General features: G+C 66.5%; 18 protein-coding genes and 1 pseudogene. 11 read left to right on the top strand and 8 right to left on the bottom strand.

Annotation, left to right across the window (positions count from 1 at the left end; all coding sequences use genetic code 11):
• Positions 1–161 precede the first annotated feature (161 nt).
• Together AUL33_RS08410 and AUL33_RS08405 are read left to right on the top strand one after the other, a co-directional pair.
• Positions 162–1,460 carry an MFS transporter gene (locus AUL33_RS08410; protein ID WP_062206512.1) on the top strand — a complete coding sequence of 433 codons (1,299 nt, stop codon included), beginning with the start codon at positions 162–164 and terminating at the stop codon, positions 1,458–1,460.
• On the top strand, positions 1,457–2,395 hold the full coding sequence (locus tag AUL33_RS08405; RefSeq protein WP_082652430.1) for an amidohydrolase: 939 nt from the start codon (positions 1,457–1,459) through the stop codon (positions 2,393–2,395). The genes AUL33_RS08410 and AUL33_RS08405 overlap by 4 nt, the downstream gene beginning before the upstream one ends.
• A gap of 193 nt (positions 2,396–2,588) precedes the next feature.
• On the opposite strand, the gene AUL33_RS08400 is transcribed toward AUL33_RS08405, so the two are convergent.
• The 5 genes from AUL33_RS08400 to AUL33_RS08380 form a co-directional block, all read right to left on the bottom strand.
• On the bottom strand, positions 2,589–4,844 hold the full coding sequence (locus AUL33_RS08400; protein ID WP_062206510.1) for a xanthine dehydrogenase family protein molybdopterin-binding subunit: 2,256 nt from the start codon (positions 4,842–4,844) through the stop codon (positions 2,589–2,591).
• Positions 4,837–5,895, bottom strand: a complete 1,059-nt coding sequence (locus tag AUL33_RS08395) for a xanthine dehydrogenase family protein subunit M (protein WP_062206508.1) — start codon at positions 5,893–5,895, stop codon at positions 4,837–4,839. The genes AUL33_RS08400 and AUL33_RS08395 overlap by 8 nt, the downstream gene beginning before the upstream one ends.
• Positions 5,892–6,389, bottom strand: a complete 498-nt coding sequence (locus tag AUL33_RS08390) for a (2Fe-2S)-binding protein (protein ID WP_062206505.1) — start codon at positions 6,387–6,389, stop codon at positions 5,892–5,894. Before AUL33_RS08390 ends, AUL33_RS08395 begins: the two co-directional genes overlap by 4 nt.
• A 115-nt stretch (positions 6,390–6,504) precedes the next feature.
• The gene (locus AUL33_RS08385) at positions 6,505–6,699 is read right to left on the bottom strand and encodes a hypothetical protein (protein ID WP_062206497.1); all 195 of its coding nucleotides are present in this window, start codon (positions 6,697–6,699) and stop codon (positions 6,505–6,507) included.
• Between the two features lie 222 nt (positions 6,700–6,921).
• Entirely contained in the window at positions 6,922–8,070 is a 1,149-nt protein-coding gene (locus AUL33_RS08380; RefSeq protein WP_062206495.1) for an FAD-binding domain-containing protein, read from the bottom strand.
• 257 nt (positions 8,071–8,327) lie between these two features.
• On the opposite strand from AUL33_RS08380, the gene speB reads away from it, so the two are divergent.
• The gene (gene speB, locus AUL33_RS08375) at positions 8,328–9,275 is read left to right on the top strand and encodes an agmatinase (RefSeq protein WP_062206493.1); all 948 of its coding nucleotides are present in this window, start codon (positions 8,328–8,330) and stop codon (positions 9,273–9,275) included.
• Positions 9,276–9,584: 309 nt separating this feature from the next.
• Here the strand turns inward: speB and AUL33_RS23040 are convergent.
• Positions 9,585–9,929: pseudogene (locus AUL33_RS23040) on the bottom strand (RDD family protein); the annotation flags it as partial.
• 714 nt (positions 9,930–10,643) lie between these two features.
• On the opposite strand from AUL33_RS23040, the gene AUL33_RS08370 reads away from it, so the two are divergent.
• From AUL33_RS08370 to AUL33_RS08345, 8 genes are all read left to right on the top strand, one after another.
• Positions 10,644–12,233, top strand: coding sequence for a hypothetical protein (locus AUL33_RS08370; RefSeq protein WP_062206491.1), 1,590 nt, complete (start codon positions 10,644–10,646; stop codon positions 12,231–12,233).
• A 97-nt stretch (positions 12,234–12,330) separates the two neighbouring features.
• Positions 12,331–12,780, top strand: a complete 450-nt coding sequence (locus AUL33_RS08365) for a lysozyme inhibitor LprI family protein (protein ID WP_062206489.1) — start codon at positions 12,331–12,333, stop codon at positions 12,778–12,780.
• A gap of 127 nt (positions 12,781–12,907) precedes the next feature.
• Positions 12,908–13,279: a DDE-type integrase/transposase/recombinase gene (locus AUL33_RS23035; RefSeq protein WP_082652428.1), complete on the top strand. Its 372-nt coding sequence runs from the start codon at positions 12,908–12,910 to the stop codon at positions 13,277–13,279.
• A 30-nt stretch (positions 13,280–13,309) separates the two neighbouring features.
• Positions 13,310–13,471 carry a hypothetical protein gene (locus tag AUL33_RS22085; RefSeq protein WP_156419329.1) on the top strand — a complete coding sequence of 54 codons (162 nt, stop codon included), beginning with the start codon at positions 13,310–13,312 and terminating at the stop codon, positions 13,469–13,471.
• 205 nt (positions 13,472–13,676) lie between these two features.
• Positions 13,677–14,717, top strand: a complete 1,041-nt coding sequence (locus tag AUL33_RS08360) for an ABC transporter substrate-binding protein (protein ID WP_202815295.1) — start codon at positions 13,677–13,679, stop codon at positions 14,715–14,717.
• Positions 14,718–14,801: 84 nt separating this feature from the next.
• Complete coding sequence (locus tag AUL33_RS08355) at positions 14,802–16,022, top strand: ABC transporter ATP-binding protein (protein WP_210171790.1); 1,221 nt, start codon at positions 14,802–14,804, stop codon at positions 16,020–16,022.
• On the top strand, positions 16,019–17,716 hold the full coding sequence (locus AUL33_RS08350) for an iron ABC transporter permease (RefSeq protein ID WP_062206485.1): 1,698 nt from the start codon (positions 16,019–16,021) through the stop codon (positions 17,714–17,716). The genes AUL33_RS08355 and AUL33_RS08350 overlap by 4 nt, the downstream gene beginning before the upstream one ends.
• A gap of 34 nt (positions 17,717–17,750) precedes the next feature.
• On the top strand, positions 17,751–18,410 hold the full coding sequence (locus AUL33_RS08345) for an RraA family protein (protein ID WP_062205375.1): 660 nt from the start codon (positions 17,751–17,753) through the stop codon (positions 18,408–18,410).
• Positions 18,411–18,480: 70 nt separating this feature from the next.
• Here AUL33_RS08345 and AUL33_RS08340 read toward each other — a convergent pair whose 3' ends face one another.
• Positions 18,481–19,368, bottom strand: a complete 888-nt coding sequence (locus AUL33_RS08340; protein ID WP_062206483.1) for a LysR family transcriptional regulator — start codon at positions 19,366–19,368, stop codon at positions 18,481–18,483.
• Between the two features lie 72 nt (positions 19,369–19,440).
• Positions 19,441–20,409: a GGDEF domain-containing protein gene (locus tag AUL33_RS08335; protein ID WP_156419328.1), complete on the bottom strand. Its 969-nt coding sequence runs from the start codon at positions 20,407–20,409 to the stop codon at positions 19,441–19,443.
• Positions 20,410–20,471: the final 62 nt, after the last annotated feature.

The following is a 20,471-nucleotide window of genomic DNA, read 5'->3' as shown; positions in this document are numbered from 1 at the left end:
AAAGCGGAATTGGGAAGCGGGGTTGTGCGCCGCTAGCGTTGCGGCCGAAGCCAGCGTTCGCCTCGGCTTCCGGTGAAGGTTCGATGCGGAAGGAGCATCGCTCCGCCGCTCGGGACCACGCGGAAGCGTACGGGGTCCCGTTTCCCGGGAGGAAACAGCTGATGACATCCACCACCCTCGCGCCCGCGGGCGTGCAGGCCAGCACGGTCCGCTGGCGCATCTTTCTCGTGATCTTCGCGCTCGTCGTGATCAATCTCGTGGACCGGGTCGCCCTGTCGATCGCCATGCCGACGATCGCCTTGGAGTTCGGGCTCTCAGCGACGATGCAAGGGCTCATCCTGTCGTCGTTCTTCTGGAGCTACGCCGCCCTCCAACTGCCCTCGGGATGGCTGATCGACCGGTTCGGTCCCCGGGTCATGGTCACCGCGGCCACCCTTCTGTGGGGGATCTTCCAGTCCCTGGCCGTGGTGGCGAGTGGGGGCCTGTCGCTGCTCCTGACGCGCGTCGGGCTGGGCGGCGCGGAGGCGCCCCTGTTTCCGGCCGGCGGAAAGCTGAACGCGTCCTGGCTCTCGCCGGGCGAGCGGGGACGCGGCGCGGTGATCATGGACTGCGGCGGTCCTCTGGGAGCGGCCATCGGCGGCATCGTGATCTCGTGGCTGATCCTGACGTTGGGCTCCTGGCGTCTGGCGTTCCTGCTCGCGGGCCTCGTGACGATCGGCATGGGCATCCTGTCCTGGTGGTATCTGCGCGATCGCCCGGAGGATCATGCCGGCGTGAACGCCGCGGAACTGGCGCAGATCCGCGCCTCGGGCCCCGCGAAGGCCGGGACCGCAGAAGCGCCGAGGCACCTGTCGCGGCGCTCCCTCGCGGCGCTCTGCATCGGTCGCTTCGGTTGGGCCACCGTGTTCTTCGGCCTGATCACCTGGGGTCCGAGCTACCTGTCGGCGGCGCGCGGCATGGATCTGAAGGCGATGGGCTACGCGACCTTCGTGATCTTCCTGTGCGGCGCCGCCGGTTCGCTGACCGGTGGGTTTCTGGCAGACGCTCTGGTCAACAGGGGATACCGGCGCGGGCGCGTGGCCAAGACGATGCTCGCCCTGTCCGGCCTCGTTGCCGCACTTTCGCTCCTGGCCTTGCCGCGCGTCGTCGATCCCGTCCATGCCGTGCTGCTTCTCTCGGTGACGGCCTTCTTCCTGCTGTGGGGCAGCCTCTACTGGAGCTTCCCGCCGGTGCTGGCGCCGGCCGACAAGGTCGGCTTCGTGGGCGGTGCGATGAATTGCGCGGGATCCATCTCGGGGATCATCATCCCGGTTCTGATCGGCTGGATCCTCGACGTCTCCAACCAGTCCTACGGCAGCGTTCTCGCCTTCTTCGCCGCCGCAGCCGGCCTCTACGTGGTCGCCACGCTGCTGATCGATCTCGGTGGACGCCGTCCGACGGTGGCGGAGGCGACGCGATGAGCACGGCGCCGGCCCTCTACGACGGTCCGGTGGTGGATGCCCACCAGCATTTCTGGGATCCCGTGCGCAACCATCACCCCTGGCTGACGGACGCAGGCGTCATCCCGTTCCGTTATGGCGACTACGCGGCGATCCGGCGACCGTTCCTGCCGCCCGAATATCGTCGCCTGGCGCGCGAGCACCATGTCGTCGCCTCCGTCTATGTGGAGACGGAGTGGGATCCCGCGGACCCGCTCGGCGAAGTGCGCTACGCCGAGGGACTGGCGCAAGAGCACGGGTTGCCGAACGCGGTGGTGGCACAGGCCTGGCTGGACCGGGAGGACGTGGCCGAACTCCTGTCCGCTTACGCGGCCTCGCCGCTCGTGCGATCGGTGCGCCACAAGCCGGGCGGCCCCGCCTCTCCGGACGCGGTGGGCCGAGAGCGCACCCTGATGTCGTCCGAGCGATGGCGGCAAGGCTTCGCCCGTCTCGCGCCGCTCGGGCTGCATTTCGACCTGCAGACCCCGTGGTGGAATGGCGAGGAGGCGCTGCAGCTGGCGCTGGATTTCCCGGACACGACGATCGTCCTCAATCATCTCTGCCTCCCCGCCGACCGCAGCGAGGAGGGCCTCCTGGCCTGGCGCCGGGGGCTCGAACGCATGGCCAGAGCGGAGACCATGCGGGTGAAGATTTCCGGCTTCGGCCGCCCCGGCATCCCCTGGACGGTGGAGGACAACCGCCGGATCGTCCGCGAAGCGATCGCCATCTTCGGGACCGAGCGCGCGATGTTCGCCAGCAACTTTCCCGTCGACAGCCTCTGCGTCGACTTCGACACGCTCTACCGCGGCTTCAAGACGATCGTCGCCGACTTCGCTCCACTGTCCCAGTATGAATTGTTCGCCGGCAACGCCATCGCGACGTACGGACTGGAGGTTGAGCGCCCCGATCAGGGCTGAGAAGCGGGAGCCCAGGCTGGACGCCTCGCTTGATCCCGAGGTCGTCCAGCAGGCATCCCCGGTGCGGCGTCCGTTGGAGACGAGCCCGCCGGTGCGGCGCATCACGAAGCCGCAACATCGCGTGACACGCCAGGATAATCGAGGGGCCGGCACGCTCGTCGAACAGCCGGCCCCGCGCAGTCCCATGCCCGCCTCAGTCGAGAAGGTCGGCGAGGCCGATCGGGAAGCGGCGGATGCGCTTGCCGGTCGCGTGCCAGATCGCGTTGGCGATCGCGCCACCCGTGCCGGTAATGCCGATTTCGCCGACGCCCTTGATGCCGAGGGCGTTCACGTGCGGATCGTCCTCGTGCACGAGGATCGCCTCCATCGACGGCACGTCGGCATTCACCGGGATATGGTACTCGGCGAGGTCGGCATTCATGATCCGGCCTGTGCGGGGATCGGTGAGCGCCCGTTCGTGCAGGGCGAAGGACACGCCCCAGACCATTCCGCCGAGAAGCTGGCTCTCCACCATCCGCGGGTTGATGATGCGCCCGGCCGCAAACGCGCCGACGAGGCGGCTGACCCGGATCTGTCCGAGATCGGGATCGACCTTCACCTCGGCGAAGACCGCGCCGTGCGCGTGCATGGCGTAGGCCTCCTGCGCCGCCGGATCGCCGGCGCTCTTGCCCTCCGCCATGATCTTGTCGAGTCCGGCGCGCTGGAGGATCGCCGCGAAGCTCTCGCCGCGGCTCTCGTCGTCGCGCCGCACCAGTCGTCCGCCCACCGCGAGCATGCCGACGTTGCCCGCGCCGAAGAGCGGCGAGCGCTCGTCGGCGGTGGCGATCTCGGCGAGCCTTGCGATGGCGTTGCCGCCGGCCGCATGCAGCGCCATGCCCGCCGTCGCGGTGTGGCCGGAGCCGCCGGCGATCCCGGCATCGGGGAGGTCGGAGGTGCCGGAGCGGAACTCGACCTCGTCGATGCCGAGCCCGAGCGCGTCTGCCGCGATCTGCGCCAGCGCCGTCCACGCACCCTGCCCCATGTCGTGGGCACCGATCTCGACCATACCGGTTCCGTCGCGGTGGATGGTGGCGCGGGCGTTCGCCTGGAACATCAGCGCCGGGAAGGTCGCTGTACCGACGCCCGTGCCGACGAGGAGACCGGCCTCGTCGCGCCGCGCGCGCGGCTCGAGCGGGCGTCCCTGCCAGCCGAAGCGTTCGGCGCCCAGCCGATAGCAGTCCCGCAGCGACTTCGACGAGAAGGGCTTGCCGGAGATCGGCTCGGCTTCGGCATAGTTCTTCAGCCGGAACTCAAGCGGATCCATGCGCACCGCCCAGGCCGCCTCGTCGATGGCGCTTTCCAGCGTGATCGAGCCGCTGGCCTCGCCGGGTGCGCGCATGAAGAGCGGGGTGCCGGTGTCGAGGCGCACGGCATCGTAGCTCGTGCGGATGGCGGGGCTCGCATAGAGCGTATGGGCGACATCGGCGGCCGGCTCGAGAAAGTCGTCGAAGGTGCTGGAGGCCGTGCGCGTGTGGTTGCCGATCGCCCGCAATGCCCCGTCCTGCGAGACGCCGAGGTTGAAGGTCTGGCGCGTCGGGGCGCGGTGGCCGACGGGCCCGAACATCTGCTCGCGCCGCAGCACCAGCTTGACCGGGCGGCCGGTGGCACGCGCCGCAAGAATACCGAGGATTTGCGGCCCGGCCGGGAAGCCCTTCGAGCCGAAACCGCCGCCGAGGAACGGGCTCCTGATGTGGATGTCCGAGGGCGCGATGCCGAACAGGCCGGCGATGCGTTGCTGGGCCATCGCGAGGGCCTGCGTCGGCATGTCCAGAAAAAGCTTGTCGCCATCCCAACTGGCGACGACGCCGTGCGGCTCCATGGCGTTATGGTACTGCGCCGGCGTCTCGTAGACCGCCTCGACGCGGTGGTCCGACGCGGCGAGCTCCGCATCGAGATCGCCGGTCTCGGCGAAGGCGGGGTTCCCCGCCCCGACCACGGCGGGCGAGAAGCTCTCGGCGCCATCGAGGCCGATGCGCGCGGTTTCGGCCTCGTAGCGCGGCGCCAGGAGCGCCGCCCCTTCCGTCGCCGCCTCCAGCGTCTCGGCCACCACGAGCGCGATCGGCTGTCCGGGATAGCGGACGCTGGCGTTCTGCAGGAGATCCATCCGGAACATGAAGGGGTTCGACTTCTCGTCCGGGTCGGAGGCGAGCGGCGGCCGGTTCGAAGGCGTCATCACCTCCACGACGCCCGGATGCGCCCGCGCCGCGGCCTCGTCGAGGAAGGTCACGCGTCCCCGCGCGATCGAACTCGTCGCGACGACCGCATAGAGCAGGCCCGCCGGATGATTGTCGGCCGCAAAGGTCGCCGCGCCGGTCACCTTCAGCATGCCTTCGCGCCGCGTCAGGGGCTGGCCGATATTGGACCCGTGCCGCCGGCGCGGCCCCGTCTCGTTCAACGTCATCTCAGACATGGAGGGCACCTTTGGGCTGGGGGGCGAAGGGCGAGGCCGGAAGCGCCGGAAGGCGGTCCGGCGTTCCCGCCGCCGCGAGGCTGAGCGCCCGCGCGACGATGCGCTCGGCAAGGGCGATCTTGTAGGCGTTGTCGCCGGAGGGTGCGGCGCCGTCGAGAGCGGCCCTCGCGGCGCGCTCGAAGACGTTGCGACCGGGCTCTGCGCCGGCGAGAACGGCTTCGGCCGCCTCGCAGCGCCAGGGCCGGGCCGCGACGCCGCCGAGCGCGACGCGCGCCTCGCGGATGCGCCCGCTCTCGAGATCGAGGCCCACCGCCGCGGATACGACCGCGAAGGCATAGGACGTGCGCTCGCGAACCTTGAGGTAGCGCGAATGGCCGGCAAAGGCTCCGGCATCCTGCGGCAGCAGCACCGCGACGATCATCTCGCCGGGCTCGCACACCGTGCGGACGTCAGGCGTCTCGCCGGGCAGGCGATGGAACTGCGCGAGGGGCACCTGCCGGCGCCCGGACACGCCCTCGAGTTCGACGATCGCACCAAGCGCGGCGAGCGGAACGCAGAAGTCCGACGGATGCGTGGCGATGCAGGCTCGGCTCCATCCGAGCACCGCGTGCCCGTCGTTGATCCCCTCCAGGGCGTCGCACCCGCTGCCGGGCTCGCGCCGGTTGCAGGCGCTGGCCGTGTCGTAGAAGTAGCGACAGCGGGTTTCCTGCATCAGGTTGCCGCCCGCCGTCGCGGCGTTGCGCAACTGCCCCGACGCCCCCGACAGGAGCGCCTCGGCGACCGCCGGAAAGCGTGCGGCAAAGCGTTGGTCGTGCGCGAGGTCGGCGTTGCGCACGAGGGCGCCGATGCGCACCGAGCCATCGGCCTCCCAGTCGACGCTGCCCAGACCCGGCAGACGGGTGATATCGACCAGCCGGCCGGGACGGGCGATGCCGCCCTTCATCAGATCGAGAAGATTGGTGCCGCCGGCGAGAAACGCCGTATCCGGTTCGGCCGCGGCGATCACGGCCTCGGCGATCGTCGCCGGCCGTACATAGTCGAAGCTCTTCATGCCGCCTTCTCCCCTGCGGAGACGTTCATCCGGTTCCCGGCATCGAGCACCGCCTCGGTGATGCCGGCATAGGCGGCGCAGCGGCAGAGATTGCCGCTCATCCCCTCGCGCACACGTTCGGGATCGCTCCCGGCCTGGTTCTCGGCGATGAGGCCGGCGGCGCTCATGATCTGGCCGGGCGTGCAGAAGCCGCACTGGAAGCCGTCATGCTCGATGAAGGCGGCCTGGACGGGATGCAGCACGCCGTTCTCCGCCAAGCCCTCGATGGTGGTGACGGCGGCGCCGTCGTGGCTGAGCGCCAGCGCCAGACACGAATTGATGCGCCGGCCGTCGACGAGGATCGTGCAGGCCCCGCACTGACCGCGATCGCAGCCCTTCTTCGTCCCGGTGAGGTCCAGCCTCTCGCGCAGGAGGTCGAGAAGCGTCACGCGCGGATCGTCGAGATCGATCCGGCGCTCCTCTCCGTTGATGGTCAGTTGAATGGAATGGGCCATGCTGTCCCCCGTCGTTCTGCGCCGACCGGGATCGCCCCGGCCTTCCACAGGCACAAGACACGACCGCACGGATACCGGCGCACTCCGTCGAAACATATACGGAGGCATCCTCCGCTTACAAGGTTCGAAGAGTTCCAAACTGAAAATGGTAAGGGACGCTGAAAAGGGAATGCGTGAGCGTTGCGCCGCGGACGGCAGCAATGGCGATGGCGATGGCGATGGCGATGGCGATGGCGATGGCGATGGCGATGGCGAGCAAGCCGCCGGAATGATCGGAGGCAACCGTCGCCGCAGCGACGGGCAGATGCATCTAGTGCCGACGGGCAGTCGTGCCGGCAGCGAAGACGCGAGCGTGTCGGCGCCAGACACATGGCGCCAGCCTCCGTCGGAGGTGAACGGCGTCGGGTTGCGTGGGCACAGGCCAAGCTTCGGTCGCGGAATTACCGATCCAGCGGGCGCCAGGATCGCCCTCAGCGCATCGAGGGCGGTCTTGGGCCGGCGACACGCGGGCCTGTCCCGACGCTTCCGCCAATCAGGCGTGTTCGGGCACGGCGCAAGCGTCGAGCACCGCGGGAATGGCCGAGCGGAGCCGGAAGAAACCGCGGCTCGATTGGGGCCAGGCGACCTCGTCCCACAACCGCCGGATCCGCAGCACGCCGGGTTGCAGCGCCGATGCCGTGGGGCCGATCGGCGCCCAGGGCGTCACCACCGGCAGACCGTCCGCCCAGCCGTCCGCGAACGGAACGATGGGACAGTCGAACCGGCTGGCGGCGCGTTCCAATCCGTCGCGCATCGCCGCTCGGTCCGCGGCCCGCACCGGTTCCGCCGCATCGTCGGCATGGGCGAGGAGACCGGCCACGCAGCGCACGCGGCCGCCGATCGGGAGCGTCTCCGGGCTCAGGTCGTCGAGATGCAGCAGCAAGGCGACATCGCCGGAAGGCACCGCGTCGGCTGCAAGGAGTGCCGTCTCGCGCGGCGGCCGCTCCTCGTCGAGCGAGTGCGGGTTCTCGTCGAGCCCTGCGGGATCGAAACGGCCTGCCGTGTAGCGCCGGATGTTCTCGGCGCGCGCCACATAGTGTTTCCCACGCGTGTGCAGCCCCGCCACCCAGCGCCATGACAGGGTGTTGCTGGCGGGATCGCCATCGACGAGGTGACGCAGGAAGAACGCCGCACCGAGCGCCCAGGGGAGGCGGAGGGTGAAGATCCAGATCGAGGCGAACCACATGCGCGCATGGTTGTGCAGCCAGTTCGTCTCGACGAGTTCACGGGCCCAGGCATCGAAGCAGTCGATGCCTGTCCGCCCTTCGACGGCAGCCGCATGCGCGCGGCGCAGGCCCGGCTCCGCGTCGAGACGCTCGCGACCCGCCGCGATGAGGGCCAGCGTGTCGCTCCAGCCAGCGGGATGCGTTTCGAGATGACCCTTGAAATAGGTCCGCCAGAACACCTCCGACGTGAATTTTTCGGCCGCGCGTTCGCCCAAGGCCGAGCGCACCGCCGCGACGACCTCGTGTTCGGTCAGAAGGCGCCGTCGCAGGTAGGGCGAGAGAGCCGATGTGGTCGGATGGGCGGCCGGGCCCAGATCGGTGTTGCGCATCGACGCGTAATCCGCCGCGCCTTCGCGAAGGAATGCGTCGAGTTGATCGAGACCGGCTTGGCGCGTGATGGGGGTCTGGGCGTTCATTCCGCCGCTAGATGGCGGGTCATGCCGCCCTGTCCATGCGACCGATGCGACAGGGCGGCGGCGGCACCCTCGAAATGCGATTGCCTGCTTGTGAGCGTCGATGGGCGACGCTCACAAGCGATGGTTCGTCCTGATCAGCGCCCGAAGGATGCGAATGGCCTTCGGCGTGTGCCTCGCCGCCTTCGGTCGACTAAGGTGTGAAATGCCCTTGCCCAACAGGAACAGGGGGAGCGGCGACGAGAAGGACAGGTCCTGCGATGACGCCCACCGAACCAACACGCTTCCAGCCGCTCGATTCCGGCGTCGTTCCTCGTTTTGCCGGCCCCGCGACCTTCATGCGCCTGCCGCAGGCGCGACCCGACGAGGTCGACATCGCGCTTGTCGGCGTGCCGTTCGACGGCGGTGCGACGAACCGGACGGGCGCCCGCCACGGACCGCGCGAGATCCGCAACCAGTCCAGCCTCGTGCGGCCCGTGCATCACGTCACCGGGCGCTCGCCCTTCGATGCGCTCCGCGTCGCCGATTGCGGCGATGCGCCGGTCAACCCGCTCGATCTGATGGACAGTTTCGCATCGATCGAGGCCTTCGTCCGCGGCATCGTGGAGGCCGGCGCGCGGCCGCTGACCGCCGGAGGCGATCATTCGATCACGCTTCCGATCCTGCGCGGTCTCCACCGGGGCGAGCCGGTCGGCCTCATCCATTTCGACGCGCATTCCGACACGTTCGACGACTTCTTCGGCCAGCGCTACAATCATGCGACGCCCTTCCGGCGGGCGATCGAGGAAGGGTTGATCGATCCGAAGCGCTCGATCCAGATCGGCATCCGCGGCGCGATCTCCTCGGCGGAGAATTTCGACTACGCCCGCGCGGCCGGCATCCGGATCGTCTTCATCGAGGAGTTCGCCGAACGCGGCGTCGCGTCCGTGATGGACGAGGCCCGCGCCCTCGTCGGCCATCGGCCGACCTACGTGTCCTTCGACATCGACGGCATCGATCCCGCCTTCGCGCCCGGGACCGGAACGCCGGAGATCGGCGGCTTCACGACCCGCGAGGCGCAGGGCCTCGTCCGCCGGCTGACGGGACTGAACATCGTCGGCGCGGACCTCGTCGAGGTCTCGCCGCCGCTCGACCCCACCGGCCCCACGGCGCTGACGGGGGCGACGATGATGTTCGAACTCCTCTGCGCGATGAGCCAGATGTCGTGACCGGGTGGACTGGGGTGTTGCGGCGGGCCGGCGTTCCGACAATGGGGCCGCCTCGCCTTTCGCGCCATCGCCGCAGTTTGGATATGGTGGCGGGCTGCAGGCGGAATGCTTCGTGCTCTGGAACGGAACTGCATTGCCGAGACGTTCACGGGAGCCGTGAGGGAGACCCGTGGGGGTTCCCCTCCACGGTCGGGTTGCAAGAGGCGATCGCGGTGATGAGTGATCGACCCGTTTCGGCAACTCCGAGGATCGGCAGGACGATGAACCGTCAGATCCGTTCCACGGGGTACCGACTGGACGGTCGTAGAAGGCGGGGCGGCGAGCGTTGATCGACACGACAGCCCAGACCAACAGCGCAAGACTGATGAGCGTCGGAACCAGACCAAGTCCGAGGGGAAATCCGGTTCCACCAAATGGCGAGACTTGCGGAGAGCCGGGTATCCAGACGAGAGAGCTCATGCCAACTGGAAACGAGAAGAGAAGGTATCTCCGCCAAAGGCGCGAGAAGGACGCCTTGCGACCGGTCCTGCCCTCTACGACGGCGATCCCGCAGATGCGCCTCCCCGGACTGCGCGCATAGGCATCGAGCAGAAGGCGGAAGACGATCACGAGCGCCTCGGTCGGGCCGCTGTTGACGGGACCACCCCAGGCCATCCCATCGGCGTCGATGGTCAACATCACAGTCCGGTTGGTCGTGACGTAACCTTCAACGATGCTTTCGGTCAGCGTCAGGACGTTGGCGGCAGGCCAGCCGAGAACGGAGTAGAGGCAAACCTTGGCTTGGTTGGGGGCGAAACCCGGAGGAAGCGTCAGTTCGGACGGAACGGGGGCAATCTCCCGACACCGGAAAGGCAGGGAGTCCGGGATGAATTGCGAGCGCCCGTTGGTGGTTGCGAACAGCACGGCGGCGCAGCAGGCGAGGATCAGCGCACAGATCGCCCAATCGATCAGAAACGCAATCGCCCGGCGCCGGAATCCGGCTGGCTCGCTGGCCAATTCATCTTTCATCTACAAACGCACTTCGCAGGTTTGCCACACGCATCAGTGCTTGGAGAGGACGAATGACGCAACGTCCGATCGAGATGGATCGTCGGCGCCGTCGAAGGAACACGGACGGAGCGCGCCAAGTGGAGCCAACGGGAACACCCGCGTCCTACGGCGCCGATGAGCCGCCGAAAGCGCAGACCCGGAGGTTCGTTCACAAGGGTCTGCCGTCGCGAACGGCCGTCGGTCTTGCGGACGCCCGAGCGGGATCGTCGGTCATCTCCCTCCCCTTGCTGAAGACCGGTAACAACGGCTGAAGTCCGGACGCAAACCTCGCCTCCATCCATGTCATTGCGTAAGAAGAAGCTTAAAGGGAGGTACCGCATGCATCAACGTTGTCTGACTTCGGCGCTGGCTTTCGGGCTGTCCACGATCCTCGCCGGCCCCGTGCTGGCGCAGGACGCACCGAGCGAGCCGGCGACGGCAGCGGCCGGTACGACCTCGGGCGCCGCCAGCCTGCGGACGTCGCTTGCCGCCTATCTGACCGCCGCGCCGTTCGAGAAGAAGCTGCTGCGGATCGAGCCCGATCCCCATGGCCAGAAGATCACCCTCGATCCCGCCTCTCTCCTGTCCGACCTCGTCGGGTCGCCGGTGTCCTTCGCGCCCCTGTCGCTGATCGTCAGCGAGCGCGGCGACGGCACGTGGAACGTCTTCACGAGGGATCCCGTCGCGGTCTCGGCGTCCTACGCCGTGGAAGGGCAGCAGCAAAACTTCGACTATTCGCAGGCGTCGCAGGTGTTCAAGGGTGTCTACTCGCCTGCCCTCGCCACCTTCCTGACGGCCGAGGGGCGGGTCGGGACCACCACCAACCGGTCGCAGGACGCCCTTTCGAACAGCGTTGCGACGATCGACGCGACACGCCTGACGGTCGCATCGACGCCGGCGGCCAGTGGCGCAGCCGACATCGCGTTCACGCAGGTCTACGACGCCGTGACCCAGACGACCGCCATCCAGTTTCCGGCGGCAGACGGCACCATGCCACCTTCGTTCGGGTTCGAGATGGGCGCCAGGGCGGTCGAGACGCGGGGATCGGCCAAGGCGGCGCGGACGCGTCCGCTGCTCGATCTCTACACGCTCGTGCTGTCGCAGGCCGCCGATCTCGAACGCGACGCCGAGGGCACGCTCGCCGGTCCCTTCGGCGCCGCGTTGAAGGACAAGCTTCGCGCCGTCCTGCCGCTCTGGTCGAGCCTCGACGTGTCGGCGTCCGCCAGCGATCTCAAGGTCAGTTCGCTCTATGGCAACCTCGGCATCCGCGAGGCCAGCCAGTCGATCCGCGTCAGCGGCATCGCCTCGGATTCATCCCTCGACATGGACATCGCGCTGCGCGGCGTTGCCGTCGCGACACCGGTGATGCCGGCTTGGGGGGCCTCGCTCACGCCGGACCTCGTGGAGGTCGGCCTGGCGGTCTCCGGCGTCGATCTCGCCACGCCGCTGGAGATCGCGCTGCGCGAGGCGGACTTCACGAGCGACCCGCCGTTGGCGCCGCAGGCGCAGGCACAAGTCCAGCAGGCGTTCGCGACGGATCGCATCCGTGTCCGGATCAAGCCGAGCCACATCCGCGCCCGCGATCTCGATGTCACATTCGGCGGCGAGGTCTCGTTTGCGTCCGGAGTTCCCGTCTCGACGATGGCGGTCGAGGTCGGCGGGCTCGACACCGCCATCGCCACGCTGCAGGGCGCCGCCGCGAGCGATCCCAGCCTTCACCAGGCGGTGGGCTTGCTGCAGTTCGCCAAGGGCCTTTCAAGACCCAAGGACGATGGCCGCGTCGAATGGGTGGTGGTCTCCGCCGGCGACGGCTCGGTCACCATCAACGGCACGATGCTGAAGGGCCCGGACGAGGAGGCCGGACCGGACGACCAGGGGCTCGGTGACGGGACGCCAGCGGACGAAGCGCCTGTGGGCGACGAGTTATGAGGGGAAATAGAGACGTGACATGTGCCCCCTGCTTACGCCGCCCCGCCTCGCATGTGCCAAGGACGCTGCGGCGCCGGCTGCACGAGATCCTGCAGCCATGATGGAGCCGCCTGTCACGCGGCCGATTGCACGGTTCCGATCTCGTCCGTCGCTCCGCGTCATCGCGGTGCTCGCGGCGGCTCTCATCCTTCCGCCGATGGCAACGGCTTCGGCTGACGAGACCTGTATCGGAAATTCAAGCCAGTCGGCGCTGAACGACTGCGCCGGACGTGCCCTCGAGGCGGCGGACCAGTCGCTCAACGACATCTACAAGGCCTTGATCGATCGCGTCTCTCCACAGGGGCGGTCCGCCCTGCAGACGGCGCAGCGCGCCTGGATTGCCTATCGCGACGGGCAATGCGCCTTCGAGACGGCGGGGTCGACGGAGGGCAGCCTTCATCCGATGATGCTGGCAACCTGCCTCAGCGACCTGACGGTGATGCAGACGCGCCGGCTCGAGGCCCAGCTTCGATGCGAGGAAGGCGATCTGTCCTGCGGCGGTCAATGACGGAATGATATCGACGGGACGAGCATCGCATGGCTCTCCCGTATGACCCTTTCCGCCATCCCGTTCGAACCGCCTTGCCATCGTGTGATGGCCCCGGTCGCTCCCTGGATGCGAGCCGCACGAAGCCGTGGCCGGGGTCAATCATCGAGCGCTTCGCGCCGGTCGCACCGCTGTCCGTTCGGGCGGCCACACCGAAATCGGATCGGGCGCCGCCGGCATCCTAGTTCGTCGGCTTCGGGAAAGGCTAGATCTCTCCCGTGCGATCGGCAATCAAGGCAAGACGCTCGACTTCCATCTGCCTCAGAATTGCACATCGAAGGCGGCCAAACGCTTCCTCATCAGGGCTTTGAACCGGTCGCCGCACAATCGGCCATCGGTGATCTTGACGGACGAGAGCCCGGCCTGCAACGAGGTGATCGCATCGCCGCGGCGAGACGGTCGGCTCGCCGAGACCTGTCAGCCGGCAGATCAGATGCCTGAGCAATCGGCTCGAGTCTGACCATGGCAAGCTCAGGCAGCGGATCCGCCGATGCGAGACTTTCAGTCTCAGAAAGCTGCCCGCAACACGATACTTGGCTTCGAAACGACGCGGATGTTCCAGAAGGGGCAATGCCGATCGATGGTGGACAGCCGCGCCGGCGGATCGGAGGCCCGCTTCATCGGGCGGCTGTTGCAGGTGTTCGTCGCCTGAAAATCGAACAGAACGGGATCACTGCGACCCGATTGATGGTTTGTAACGGAGCCTGTCCGAGCCATTCCGGGAGTGTTTCATTGGAGCAGCCTAGGGCAAACAAGAGGAAAGGTATAAAAGAAATTTATAGGCCACTTCAATAATCGGTAGTTGTGTGGCTTCCAATTCCGCTCCTACGTTGCGTTATCGATTTCGGGAGGAACGAATGACCTATACAAGACCGCATGCGTGGATGGCAGGCGTAACCCTGGCCGCGACGACGTTCCTGGCGTCAACGGCGGGATTTGCCCAAGGCAGGCTTGAAGCGCTCGAAGCCGCAGCGAAAGCCGAAGGGGCGCTGCTGATCTATTCGTCCAACCAGGAAGCGGAGATGGATGCCAAGGTCGCCGCGTTCGAGGCGGCGTATCCCGAAATCGACGCGCAATACATCCGCCTTCCCTCCGCGCAGGTCTTCGCCCGGTTCATCGGTGAAAGCGATGCCGGCGTTGCGCAGGCCGACCTTCTGACGACGGCCTCGACTGTTATCTTCCAGGAAAAGCCCGATCTGTTCGTCGAGATCTCGCTGAACAACGTCCCCGTCCTTGGGGAGAAGACACCGCTCATCGCGCCGGAGAACACGCATTACGCGGTCTATCAAACCGACGTGCAACTCGTCACGTACAACAGCGATCTCGTGAGCGAGGCGGATGTCGCGGAGCATCTCAAGAGCTGGAAGAATCTTGCAGACCCTCGTTGGAAGAACAAGATCGCGATCGTCGATCCCCGTGCCTCGACCAACCAGCTCTCCTTCTTCCTGGGGCTGCGCGACGTCTATGGCGACGCTTGGTTCGGCGAGTTGATGGCGAACGAGCCGGAAATCGTCGGCACCGCCTCCGCCGCCGCACAGCAGCTTGCGGCCGGTGGCTACGAGATCCTCGTTCCCAGCGTTCCCGTTCACTCGGCCGCCTTGCGCAAACAAGGGGCTCCGCTGGCCATGACACTTCCGTCGGATCTCGTGCACGCACCCGCCCAGGGGACTGGCGTTCCGAAGAATGCGCGGCATCCCAACGCGGCACTCCTCTTCGTGAACTGGCTGCTCGGCGAAGAAGGACAGAAGCTGCAGTGCTCGCTCGGCGGCATTTCCAGCATGCCGATGAGCGCGGCGGACTGCCCGAACGCGTTGCCGGCGGAACACCGGATCGGGCGCGACATCATCCCGACCGACGAGGCGAAGCAACTCTATCAGATGATAGGCCTCCAGCCCTGAGGACGAGACCGCCGCGGGTCGAACCTGCGGCCGGTGCCTTTCCAGCAATCGGGATGGCTGCGGCGAGGACACCGGCTTTCTGCGATGCCGGAACTCGCCCCGCCTCGACATTCCCTTTCCGGATATCCTGACATGAGTGCGAGCATTGCTTTCGAAGCGGGTATGGCCCGCCGGCCGCGCATCGAGGTCATCGGCCTTCTGAAGACCTTCAAGCGCGAGGGGGGCTCATCCATCACGCCGATCGACAACATCAGCCTGTCGGTCGGCGAGAACGAACTCGTCGTCCTTCTCGGGCCAAGCGGCTGTGGAAAGACCACGCTGCTTCGTTGCGTGGCCGGTTTGGAGCGACCGGACGAGGGTGAGATCGTCATCGACGGGCGGACCGTCTTCTCTTCCAGGAAGGGCATATACGAGCCTGCCGATCGCAGGGAACTGGCCATGGTGTTCCAGTCCTATGCGCTCTGGCCGCACATGACCGTTGCCGAGAACGTCGCGTTTCCGCTTCGCTCGCGCAATGTGCCGAAACTCCAGATCGCCCAGCGCGTCGCCGATGTGCTGAAGATGGTCGGCGTTGGCGGGCTCGAGGGTCAGTTCCCGAGCCGGATCAGCGGCGGTCAGCAACAGCGCGTCGCCTTGGCGCGGGCGCTGGTGGCGAACTCGTCCGTCGTTCTCTTCGACGAACCGCTCTCCAACGTCGATGCCCAGGTCCGGGCGCAGCTTCGTTTCGAGCTGCAGGCCATGCAACGCCGGCTCGGTTTTTCCGGCCTCTACGTGACGCATGACCAGACCGAGGCGATGGAACTCGGCCACCGCGTGGCGGTCCTCGACTCGGGCCGGATTGCCGCTCTCGGCACGCCGGCGGAGGTCTACAATCATCCCCCCAACGAATACACCGCCCGTTTCGTGGGAGTGGCGAACATCTGGCGAGGGCAGATCGCCGGCGCACGTGGGAACAGTGTGGACGTGTCCACCGAGCTCGGGCTTTTGACGATCGATCGGGCGGCCATCGTCGTCGACGCCCTGGCGCCGGGAACGCCGGTTTCGGTGGTGGTCCGTCCCGAGAAGCTGCGGCTGCATTCCGCCCGGCCGGACGATGCGCCGGGTCGCATCGAGGTCGTCGTGGAAGCGATCCTTTTCTCCGGCCCTCATACGGAGATCGTGGTGAGGCGCAACGACCAGCGGATCAATGTCTGGATGCACGAAAGCAACGATATCGCGGCGCTGACCGTCGGCGGGCCGGCGTGGCTGGAGGTTCCTTCGAAAGACGCGCGGGTGGTCCCGCCCGAAGGTCGGGCGAAGCCATGAGCCCGGTCTCCTACTCGGCCCGGCGCAGGTTCGCTTTCCGGCCCTACACCGTGCTGACGGCGCTGTGTGCCGGCTTCATCATGTTCCTGCTCATCTATCCGCTCGGTCGGATGTTCTGGCAGATCCTCGCCGGCACGGGCCGGAGCGGCCTCTTGGATGCGATCTCGGTCCTGTCGCAGCCCTGGTTCCTCACCGTTCTCTCGAATACGGCCATCGTGGTCGGCGTCAGCACGGTCCTGGCTCTTCTCATCGGCGCCTATCTGGCCTGGATCAACGAACGGACGGACGCAGGCATGGGCAAGGTCGGCACGTTGATGCCGATCATTCCACTGCTTATTCCCAACGTCGCCATGTCCATCGGTTGGGTCTTCATCGCCGCCCCGCGGGTCGGTTTCCTCAACGGCTGGCTCGCCGGACTCCCGGATTTCCTGTCGTTCCAGCTCAACATCTACACCTGGACCGGGCTGATCATCGTCTACGCGATCAACGGCGTTCCCTATGTCTACCTGATCGTCGCGGCGGCGCTGCGCAACCTCGATCCCGCCTTGGAGGAGGCGGCCAGGATCAACGGTGCGAGCCTGTTCCGCACCCTGCGGCAGGTGTCGATTCCTGCCGTGAAGCCGGCTCTTCTATCGGCGGCGCTCCTCGTCACCATCTCTTCGATCGGCACCTATTCGATCCCGGCCGTCATCGGGACCACTGCCCGGATCGACGTCATGACGACCCGCATCGTCTACCTCCTGAACCGCGACTTTCCTCCGCGCGTCGCCGAAGCCCAGATGATCGGGCTCGTCATGCTGCTGCTCGTCGGCATTCTCTGGTACATCGAGAAGCGGGCCGCCCGCAGCGGCCAGTTCGCGACCCTCGGCGGTCGCGCGTCGAGCAATGGCAGGCTCGAACTCGGCAAGTGGAAGTGGCCGGCTCGCGGCATCACGCTAGCCTATCTCGCCGCGACCTCCGTCCTGCCGATCCTGGCGCTGGCCGTCGTGTCGCTCCAGTCCTTCTGGACGCCCCGCATCAACGTATCGGCCCTGAATTTTGGCAACTACTCTCAGGCGCTCTACGTCAACAACATCGCGATCTCCTCGCTCAAGAACAGCTTGTTCCTGTCGGGCACGGGCGCCCTGATCGCGATGGCGATCGCGGTGATCGTCGCCATTTACACCGCGTCGCGAAGCTCGGCACTCGGCGACGCGGTCGACGCGACCATCAAGTCCTCGGCGGCGACGCCGCCCCTGATCCTGGCGGTGGCATTCCTCGTCGCCTTCAGCGGCGCCCCGTTCTATCTCGCGGGTACGGCGACCATCCTGCTCCTGGCGTTCGTCGTCATGTACATCGCTCCCGGCTCGATCGCCGCGACGTCGGCCATCACGCAGATCGGACGCGATCTGCGTGAGGCGGCCTACATCAACGGAGCAGGCGAGGGCCGGACCGTTCGCGAAATCATTATTCCGCTTGCCATGCCCGGCTTTGTCGCCGGTTGGGCGATCGTCTTCGTTCACATGATGGGCGACCTGTCCGCAGCCGCGTTGCTGGCCGGCATCAACAACCCGGTCGTGGGCTTCGCGATCCTGTCCATCTGGGAGGCCGGGACCTTCGGAGTTCTCGCCGCCTTCTCGATGATCCTATGCCTCGTCAACATCGGCGTCATCGCCTGCATGTTCGGGCTCGGACGCCTCATCCGGCGCAACTGAAACCCCTCAGATCCGACGAAACAGGTAACTCGCCATGCCCTCGATCGAAAAGAACCCGAACGCGTCGGCCGTCGATGCCGATCTCCTGCGGCGCCTGCGCGAGATCCCGGTGGCGCTCCTCAGCGACCAGCTTCACCGCGACCGCGGCACCTCGCAGCTGCGGCCCTACCACAAGCCGTCGGCGATGGCGGGAACGGCGGTGACGGTGCGCACCCGCGGCGGCGACAACCTGGCGATCCTGCGCGCCTTCGACCAGTGCCGCGAGGGCGACGTCCTCGTGGTGGATGCCGATGGCGAGACCGCCAACGCGCTGGTGGGCGGCATCATGACCTTCTTCGCCGCCTCGATCGGCATGGCCGGCATGGTGCTGGACGGCGCGGTGCGCGACATCGCCGAACTGGGCGAGCGGACCTTCCCGGTCTATGCGCGCGGCCACACGCATCGCGGCCCCTACAAGGACGGTCCCGGCGCGATCAACGTGCCCGTCAGCGTCGGCGGCCTCGTGGTGCGCCCCGGCGATATCGTGGTCGGCGACCAGGACGGGCTGCTGGCCTTCGCTCCCGAAGACGCCGAGGCCGCGATCGCCGGCGCCCTCGCGCAGCACGCCAAGGAAGAGGCGACGATGCAGGCGATCCGCGAAAACCGCTGGGACCGATCCTTCGTCGATCAGCTGGAAGCACGCGCCGTCAATTGAGGCGGGTTCAGAATGCCGCCGCATGGAGGCCTCTGCGCCCACCACGCCGGCGACCCGCGTCGAACGGAGATCAGTCGTCTCCGGTTCGCGCTTCCGACGCCTGACGGAGCAACAGCAGAAAGTTCCTGGCCAAGGTCTGGTCGAAGCCCCGGGCCATCTCGAGGTAGACGGAGCGCTGGAGCGGAGGCGCGACGATCCGGGACGCGAAGAGCTTGCCGGTCTGAACCTCATTGCGAATGGAATTCCAAGGCATGATCGATGAGGCAACGCCGGCGACCACGGCTTGCTTAATTGACTCCTGCCCGTCGATTTCCATGCGAATGTTAATCTGAACGCCCGCCGCTGCGGCTGCCGACTCGATGGTTCCGCGCAGGCGAATGGCCTTCGACGGGAGGATCAGGTCGCTCCTGACGGCACGTTCGAAGGCAATCTCGGCACCTTGATCGGAAGGTGCTACCAGCATGAGTTCCTCCTCCACCACGGGCTCGTCGGGTCCGTGGACAGGTCGCGTGAGAACGAGGGCTAGGTCTACGGTGCGCTGCTCCAGCCGGCGCAGGGCCTCGTCATGCTGAAGCTCGAGGATATGGAGAGAGGTGCCCGGCACGTGCGCGCTGGTTACCGCGATAATGGCGGGTGTCAGGCTTGCGCTCCAGGATGGCAGGAGACCGAGGCGCACGATCCGAACCGCATCGGGTTTGGCCAGCGTCTTCATCTCGTTCTCCGCAAGAGCCACTGCATCGAGGATCGCATTGGCATGCGCAAGGAGGATACGCCCACGCCCCGTAATTCTCACACCGCGCGGGAGGCGTTCGAAGACAAGAAAGCCCAGGTGCTGCTCCAACGCGGCCATGTGATGGCTCAATGCTGGCTGAGCCATGTTCAGTTCCCGTGACGCCGCGGCCATGGACCCGCAGCGCGCGATCGCTCGAAAGTAGCGAAGTCGGCGTAAGTCTAGCATTAACTCGCCTTTCCTAGCCCGAGCTCTTACTGCAATCGGAGTTTGCAACGGAGCCCAAACTATCGATCGCGCCTAGGCGGCCCGGCTTCCGATGATCTCGGAATGGTCCGCATCGTCCTCTGCTTTCACGAAACGTATCTGGGCGCGGCCATTGGCCTTGGCGAAGTAAAGGCCCACATCGGCGCGCCGGAGGATCTGGGACTGCGTGTTTCCCGGCGAGATGCACGTCAACCCGCCCGAGACCGTGACCTTCAGTCCCGGATGGGCTTTGACGGGTTCGAGGCCGCATATCGCTTCATGAAGATGCCGCAGGGCCGATGCCACATCGTCGAGGGACTGGCTGGCAAAAAGGATCAGGAACTCCTCCCCTCCGACACGTCCGAAGCTGTCCTTCAGCCTTATCGCCTTGCGGGTCGTTTGGGCGATGCTGGTCAAAACATCGTCGCCGACCTGATGCCCGTAGGTGTCGTTGATTTTTTTGAAATGGTCGATGTCCAAGAGGCAGGCCCAGCCGTCCTGTCCGGCATCCAGTGTTTCCTGAAGCTTGCCGAGGATGTGGCGGCGATTGGAGACGCCAGTTAGCTCGTCGGTGAACGACTGGCGAAACAAATCCTCGTTCGCAAGCCGCAGTTTTCGCTCGGATACGTTCAGTGACGTGACGTCCGTGCCAACATAGATGATCCAGCCATCGTCACGCATGGTCTCGGTCACCCAGATGAAGCGTTCACCGTGGAGATCGCTTTCGTAGGTGCGCTGGCGGGATTTGCCCCTGCGAGACCTGACGGACGATATCCAGCTTTCGATGTCGTCCGTCTTGATGACGGTACCCCGGCTCGCCGCGAAGTTGCGGCGCATCAGGGTCTGCCAGTCGATCTGTTCCTCGGGGTCCACGAAGTAGGCGCTTCGAAATGCATCGTTGGTGTATCGAAGGACTTCATTGTGATCATAGACGCCGATCAGCGCAATCGAACGTTGAAACACATCAAGAATGTTGAGTTCAATTTCATGTCGGCTTAGATCTTTTTGGCTCTCCTTCTTCACTTATTATTCCCCATATCGATTGCGATGAGCAGATATAGACGGGAAATGATGAACGATTAGCT

This window comes from Aureimonas sp. AU12 (assembly GCF_001463705.1).
Taxonomy (GTDB): Bacteria; Pseudomonadota; Alphaproteobacteria; order Rhizobiales; family Rhizobiaceae; genus Aureimonas.
The sequence above is the reverse complement of the archived record's forward strand: the minus strand, read 5'-3'. Positions and strand labels throughout refer to the sequence as shown.

What these genes read in the sequence shown, in the direction of transcription:
- AUL33_RS08405 (WP_082652430.1), top strand. Translation starts at nt 1,457, where the DNA reads ATGAGCACGGCGCCGGCCCTCTACGACGGTCCGGTGGTGGATGCCCAC.
- AUL33_RS08385 (WP_062206497.1), bottom strand. Translation starts at nt 6,699, where the DNA reads ATGCATCTGCCCGTCGCTGCGGCGACGGTTGCCTCCGATCATTCCGGC.
- AUL33_RS08340 (WP_062206483.1), bottom strand. Translation starts at nt 19,368, where the DNA reads ATGCTAGACTTACGCCGACTTCGCTACTTTCGAGCGATCGCGCGCTGC.
- AUL33_RS08350 (WP_062206485.1), top strand. Translation starts at nt 16,019, where the DNA reads ATGAGCCCGGTCTCCTACTCGGCCCGGCGCAGGTTCGCTTTCCGGCCC.
- AUL33_RS08395 (WP_062206508.1), bottom strand. Translation starts at nt 5,895, where the DNA reads ATGAAGAGCTTCGACTATGTACGGCCGGCGACGATCGCCGAGGCCGTG.
- AUL33_RS08380 (WP_062206495.1), bottom strand. Translation starts at nt 8,070, where the DNA reads ATGAACGCCCAGACCCCCATCACGCGCCAAGCCGGTCTCGATCAACTC.
- AUL33_RS08365 (WP_062206489.1), top strand. Translation starts at nt 12,331, where the DNA reads ATGATGGAGCCGCCTGTCACGCGGCCGATTGCACGGTTCCGATCTCGT.
- AUL33_RS08370 (WP_062206491.1), top strand. Translation starts at nt 10,644, where the DNA reads ATGCATCAACGTTGTCTGACTTCGGCGCTGGCTTTCGGGCTGTCCACG.
- AUL33_RS08390 (WP_062206505.1), bottom strand. Translation starts at nt 6,389, where the DNA reads ATGGCCCATTCCATTCAACTGACCATCAACGGAGAGGAGCGCCGGATC.
- AUL33_RS08360 (WP_202815295.1), top strand. Translation starts at nt 13,677, where the DNA reads ATGACCTATACAAGACCGCATGCGTGGATGGCAGGCGTAACCCTGGCC.
- speB (WP_062206493.1), top strand. Translation starts at nt 8,328, where the DNA reads ATGACGCCCACCGAACCAACACGCTTCCAGCCGCTCGATTCCGGCGTC.
- AUL33_RS08400 (WP_062206510.1), bottom strand. Translation starts at nt 4,844, where the DNA reads ATGTCTGAGATGACGTTGAACGAGACGGGGCCGCGCCGGCGGCACGGG.
- AUL33_RS08410 (WP_062206512.1), top strand. Translation starts at nt 162, where the DNA reads ATGACATCCACCACCCTCGCGCCCGCGGGCGTGCAGGCCAGCACGGTC.
- AUL33_RS22085 (WP_156419329.1), top strand. Translation starts at nt 13,310, where the DNA reads ATGCGAGACTTTCAGTCTCAGAAAGCTGCCCGCAACACGATACTTGGC.
- AUL33_RS08355 (WP_210171790.1), top strand. Translation starts at nt 14,802, where the DNA reads ATGCCGGAACTCGCCCCGCCTCGACATTCCCTTTCCGGATATCCTGAC.
- AUL33_RS08345 (WP_062205375.1), top strand. Translation starts at nt 17,751, where the DNA reads ATGCCCTCGATCGAAAAGAACCCGAACGCGTCGGCCGTCGATGCCGAT.